The 5821-nt window shown below is 73.2% G+C and carries 5 protein-coding genes; 3 read left to right on the forward strand and 2 right to left on the reverse strand.

Annotated elements, in window-relative coordinates; all coding sequences use genetic code 11:
• Positions 1 to 84: 84 nt before the first annotated feature.
• Positions 85 to 327, reverse strand: a complete 243-nt coding sequence (locus ACWJ6R_RS28590; RefSeq protein WP_449065200.1) for a DUF7455 domain-containing protein — start codon at positions 325 to 327, stop codon at positions 85 to 87.
• A 166-nt stretch (positions 328 to 493) separates the two neighbouring features.
• The gene (locus ACWJ6R_RS28595; RefSeq protein ID WP_449065201.1) at positions 494 to 2356 is read right to left on the reverse strand and encodes a sensor histidine kinase; all 1863 of its coding nucleotides are present in this window, start codon (positions 2354 to 2356) and stop codon (positions 494 to 496) included.
• Between the two features lie 392 nt (positions 2357 to 2748).
• On the opposite strand from ACWJ6R_RS28595, the gene ACWJ6R_RS28600 reads away from it, so the two are divergent.
• The 3 genes from ACWJ6R_RS28600 to ACWJ6R_RS28610 all read left to right on the forward strand — a co-directional run bounded on the left by ACWJ6R_RS28600 (position 2749) and on the right by ACWJ6R_RS28610 (position 5440).
• Positions 2749 to 3123, forward strand: a complete 375-nt coding sequence (locus ACWJ6R_RS28600) for a response regulator transcription factor (protein WP_449065202.1) — start codon at positions 2749 to 2751, stop codon at positions 3121 to 3123.
• Positions 3124 to 3310: 187 nt separating this feature from the next.
• The gene (locus ACWJ6R_RS28605; protein WP_449065203.1) at positions 3311 to 3562 is read left to right on the forward strand and encodes a Flp family type IVb pilin; all 252 of its coding nucleotides are present in this window, start codon (positions 3311 to 3313) and stop codon (positions 3560 to 3562) included.
• 228 nt (positions 3563 to 3790) lie between these two features.
• On the forward strand, positions 3791 to 5440 hold the full coding sequence (locus ACWJ6R_RS28610; protein ID WP_449065204.1) for a sensor histidine kinase: 1650 nt from the start codon (positions 3791 to 3793) through the stop codon (positions 5438 to 5440).
• Positions 5441 to 5821: the final 381 nt, after the last annotated feature.

Here is a 5821-nt window from a genome sequence, read left to right on the forward strand (position 1 = left end):
CGCGGCGCCGGCCGGAAGAACGGTGCGCCGGCCGGAGGGCCGGCGGCGGTCCGGCCGGGGCGGGCCCCGGTACCGGCGCGGAGCTCAGTCGGCGTTGGCGGACAGGCTCGGCTTCTGGTTGATCCTGCGGCGCTCGTCGTAGATCACCGCGTACGGGTAGGCGGTCATCAGCGCCGGCTCGTGCTTGCTGTAGTGGTGCCCGCAGAACAGCAGATCCTTGTTGCGGCGGAAGATGACACGGACGAACGCCTGAGCCCCGCACTGGTCACACCGGTCAGCGATCTGCAGCGGGTCGGTCTGCGGAATCATCTCGGCCGTGATCGTCATCACTGTCCCCCATGCGGTTCTAGGTCTACAAGTCATACGGACTCGGTCCCCGCTACCATCGGCCGCCCGCGGCGGCACTTGAGAAAGGTGGGCCGATCCGGCCGTCTCCCGCGGCGGCACTCGAGGAAGGCGCGCCGATCCCCCGCCTCAGGCTTCGATACAGGCCCTAACGGCGGTCGGGTCCGGGGGCGGAGTAAAGCGGCCCCCCGCCGGTCCCGTCCTCGGTGAGCGTGTCCCTGCCGGGAAGCCCGGGGACCACCGGCAGCGTGAAGACGAAGCGGGTCCCGCCGCCGGAGTTCTCCTCGGCCCGGATCTCCCCTCCGTGGTGGTCGACGATCCGGCGGCAGATGGCCAGCCCCAGGCCCGTGCCCGGATAGCCCTCGCTCCCCCGCGCCCGGCCGAAGGCCGCGAAGACGGCGTCACGCTGGTCCGGGGCGATCCCGATGCCGTGGTCGGCGACCGTGACGCGCCACATCGGGCCGTCGCGCTCGGCGCTGACGTCGATCTGCGCCACGGTGCCGTGCCGTACGTACTTGACGGCGTTGCCGATGAGGTTGTCCATGACCTGCCGGAGCCGGGCCGGGTCGGCGGTGACCACCGGTAGGCGGCCGATCTCGATGTGCGGCCGGTCGTGCTGGAGGTGCGCGGTGCGGTCCATGACGATGTCGGCGACGAGCCGCTCCAGGTCGACCTCGGACAGCTCCAGTGAGGCGTCCCCGGCGGCGGCGTAGGCGAGCAGGTCGTCGATGAGCCGCTGCATCCTGCCCGTGCCGCCCCGGATCCGCTGCAGCCAGCCGCTCACCTGCGCGCCCGCGCCGTCGGCGAGGTGGTCCTCCACCAGCTCGGAGTAACCCGCGATCACGGTGAGCGGGGACTTCAGGTCGTGGGCCGCGACCGCGGCGAACCTCTCCAGCTCGGTCTCCCGCTCCCGCAGCCGGGCCTCCACCCGGCGGCGCCGGGCGATGTCCGCCTGCAGCGCCGCGGTCGCCTGCTCCACGTGCGCCAGCGCCCGGTCGCGCGAGGTGGCCAGGACCAGCACCAGACCGGCCAGCAGGACGCTGATCACCGCCCCGGCGGCCAGGACCACCAGGTGCAGGCGGCTCTCGGCGGCGGAGACGAGGCGCGTGGTGGGGTCGAGCCGCAGCCGCCACGCGCGGCCGGCGACGTCCATGGTGACCTCGCGGCGCAGGCGGGCGTCGCCCAGCGGCTCCCCGGCCCGTACGGTGGCCATCGCGCGCTCCCCGCCGGGCACGGAGACGTCGGAGAGCGTCACGTTGACCCTGCCCTGGGAGACCTGCCGCAGCGTGCCGTCGATGAAGTCGCCGCCCCGTACGCCCATCACCAGCCAGCCGCGCAGCAGCCCGGCGTCGGAGGCGCCGCCCGCGCCGTAGACCGGGGCGACCAGTAGGAACGACGTCTGCTGCCGGGCGGCGGGCAGCATCCGGTCCCGGAGCAGCACGTAGGCGCGGCTGGCGGTGACCTGCCCGCCGGTGCGGGCGGCGTCCAGCGCCTCGGAGGGCTCGCGGGCGGCCATCAGATCGGATCCGAGGGCGGGCGAGACCGTGTCCAGGCTCCGGTCGAGCACCACGAACCGGTGCTCGGCGGTGCCCACCGGCCGCAGGTTCAGGTTCGCCGCCCCCTTGCGCCGCCAGGCGCGCTGTACGGCCTGCACCCGCGCGTCGGGGACGGAGACGACGTAGCCCACGTCGGTGATGCCGGGCAGCCCCCGGAACGCGAGCCGGAAGGTGAGCGCCTCGAAGTCCTGGGCGGTCAGGTCCTCCTGCACGCCCACCGAGGCCGCCAGGTGGCCGAGCGTCTCCGCGCGCCGGTAGGCCTCACCGGTCACCGCGGCGCGCACGGCCTCCAGATGGCGGTCCATGCGCTCGTCGGCCTGGCGGCGCTGCGCGCCCGCCAGGGCCACCGCCATCAGGAAGGAGACCGTCAGTCCGAGCGCCAGCAGGACGCAGGCCGGGACCATGCCGCCGGCGCGGCCCGGCCGGCGGGGACGGCGCACAACGGGCAGAGCCATGGGGGTCCTATCGGTGGGAGGACGGAAGCGGCGGCGCTCTCCGCCGCGGCGCCGCCGCTCCGCCGGTCGGGCACGATGCAGGCGGCGTCCGGCCGAGGACGCCTCTCTTGTCCATCGGACGCGGTGGGAGCCAGTTGAGGACCGCGGAAACGGGCGCAGGCCGGTCGGGGACCGCGGAAACGGCCGGGGCCTGGGGTCCCGAGCAGGCCGCCGATCCGGATCGCGGGACAGCCGGTCACTGGATCATGGGATGGTCGGTCGTGCGCCGGCGCAGGCCCGCCGGAGAGCGCCGATCCGCTCGCGGAAGCCTCCGGGAGCGGCTAAAAGCGCCGGACCGGGTATGAACCGCCGATCGGGGGAGTTCCCGGCAGCGAACCGTCGTGGAGTTGATCATGGCTGGCATTCTGATCGTCGAGGATGACATCGACATCCGGGACCTGACCGTGTTCCGGCTGGAGCAGAGCGGCCATACGGTGCGCGCGGCCAACGACGGGACCGAGGCCCTGGCGGCGCTGGAGCAGGAGCGGCCGGACCTGGTCATCCTCGACTGGATGATGCCGGGCCTGCCGGGACCCGAGGTGTGCCGCAGGCTGCGCGCCATGCCCGGCATGGAGGGCGTGGTGGTGCTCATGCTGACGTCGAAGGCGCAGGAGGCCGACGTGGAGGAGGGCTTCCGGGCGGGCGCCGACGACTACATGATCAAGCCGTTCAGCCCCCGTGAACTGGCGGCCCGCGTCGGTGCCCTCCTGACCCGCGCCCGCCCCTGAGACGGGCCGCCGTCCGGGGTTCCGGCGCCGCCCAGGCCGGAGAGCAGATGACGGTGTGCAACCGACTTGCACCCGTCTTATAACCGTTTCTACAACAAAAAAGGACTTACTGTAGTGGTCATCTTACGGAAAGCAACGATCTCCGGCGTCCTCCGGCAGGCCGGTGTGACCCACGGAGGAGCGACCCATGACCGCCCGTTTCCTGCTCAGGCTCCGGACCCCGCTCAAGCCTCGGAGTCCGCTCAAGCCTCGGAGTCCGCTCAAGTCCCGGACCCCGCTCAAGTCCCGGACCCCGCTCAGCGGCTCCGAGCGCGGCACCACCGCCGTGGAGTACGGCCTCATGGCCGCTCTCGTCGCCGCCGTCATCGTCGGCGCCGTGATCCTGCTCGGCCAGGGTCTCGGCCTGAGGTTCAACGAGATCCTCGGGCAGATCGGCTGATCCCCCGCAGTGCCCCCCGGTGAGCACGGCACCGCCGGTTTGCGCTCTCTTGGCCGAAGGCGGGCCCGTCCGGGCTCTGTGCCCGGTCTCGGAGGGCATTGATTAGCTTGACGTGCCCGACCGTCACGGACAGTCGCTTCCGGCTCCTCACCGTGGCCGGGAACGAGTCGGCCGCCGGTCCGCCGGGGCGGCACGGGGATGTCAGGTTGCGAGGGATCCGGGGGTGCCGTGACCGAGGCCGACAGCGAAGGCGGATCGCGCGGCCGGTTCGCCGTGTTCCTCGGCCCGGTGGCGTGGCTGCTGCTGGTGGTGCTCGCGACGGCGACCTGGGCATGGGCCGGCCGGTTCCTGCGAGCCGCGGAGGACGGGGGTCTGGCCCAGCGCACCCGGGTCGCGGCCGACTTCACCCGGTCCTACCTGACCGGGCTGGCGACCAGGCAGCGGCAGGACGCCTCCAGGCTCCTGGCCGATCGGACCGTCAGCCAGGAGCGGCTGGGGGTGTTCGGCGCGGGACTGGGCTACACGTCCATGATCCTGTTCGACGACCGCGGCCGCGTCATGCTCGCCTGGCCGCCGCAGCCCGCCCTGATCGGGCGGCGTCTGACGAACGAGCTGGAACACGTCCGCCTGGCCCTGCAGCGGGACCGGATCACCGTCTCCGACGTGTACAGGTCGGTGGTGGTCTCCGGCCGATCCCTCACCGCGATCGCCGTGCCGTTCCCGACCCCCCACGGGCGGCGGGTCTTCTCCGGCGGACTCGTCGCGGCGACCGGCCCGCTCGGTGACTACCTGCGCGAGGCCGTCGTCCCCCCCGGAGGCCACGCCTACCTGGTCGACCGGTTCGGCAACGTCGTCGCCACCACCAGAAGCCTGGGACCGCAGGTCGTCCCCCTGTCCCGGCTCGTTCCGCCCCTGGCCGCGGCGCTGGAGCGGAGACCGGCCGGCGACTACCGCACGACAGGCGAGGACTGGCACTACACCTCCGCCCCCGTCTGGCCGGGCGGCTGGCGGCTGGTGACCGAGGCGCCGCACTGGAGGCTGTACGCCCCGGCGGACGAGACCCAGCGGCGCTTCGGGGTCGTCCTGCTGGCGGTCGCGCTGTTCGGCCTGGTGGCCGCCGCCGCGATCGGGCACATCGCGCACCGGCGGCAGCAGGGGCAGCGGCAGCTGCGCCGCCAGGCCGCCGAGCTGCGGGCCTTCAACACCGAACTGGAGCTGTTCGCCGCCAGCATCTCCCACGACCTGCGCACCCCGCTGACCGCGATGAGCGCCTACGCCGAAGTCCTCGCCGAGCACTACCCCGGTCAGATGACCGCCGAGGAGGCGGCCCTGTTCGTGGAGAAGATCCGCTCCAACGCGGACCGAATGGCCGATCTCATCGCCGCCCTGCTGTCGTTCTCCCGGCTGCAACGCGGTCAAGTCGATCCGCAGCGAGTGGATCTGACCGCGCTCACCCGCCAGGTCTGGGACGAGCTGGCCGAGCGCCGGACCGGACGCGACATCCGGTTCGACCTCGCCGACCTGCCGCCCTGCCAGGGGGATCCCGCCCTGCTGCGGCAGGCGGTGACCACCCTGCTGGACAACGCGCTCGAATCGACCCGCGACCGGGCGATCGCCCACATCGAGGTCGGGCACCGGCCCGGACCGGAGGGCTTCACCACCTACCTCGTCCACGACGACGGCGTCACACCCGGCCCCGACCAGTTGCAGGAGCTGTTCACCCCCTTCCAGCGGCTGCACCCCACCGGTACCTACCAGAGCGTCGGCATGGGCTTGAGTCTGGTGCAGCGCATCGTCACCCGCCACTCCGGCCGCATCTGGGCCGAGGCCCGGCCCGCGGGGGGCACCACCTTCTTCTTCACCCTGCCCACCCCCTGACGGCACCACCGCCGGGGCACCGGCCCGCCGCCATGGTCTCCGGCCCGCACCCGGACACCCGGCCAGGACACTCCCGGTCGCCGTCCCGGCTCTCGACCATGGCGGCCGTCACCGCACCGGAACGGCTCCTCATCCCGGCCGCGACCGCCTTCCGGCCCGCTCGCGGCGGCTCGGGACCGCCGGTGGTGTCGGGACTTTAGGGTTTCCGGCCCCCCGCAACCGGGCCGCACCCCTGCCGCACTGGGACCGCTACGTCCAGGCGGCTTACTGGATGTCGTAGGCCGCTACGGCAGGGCCCGCACCGGCCACCCGGAACCACCGCAGCACCGGCCGCAACGGCGACACCGGCCTGCCCGCCTCCGGCAAGCCCATGCAGAAGGG

The organism is Planomonospora algeriensis (assembly GCF_977012225.1).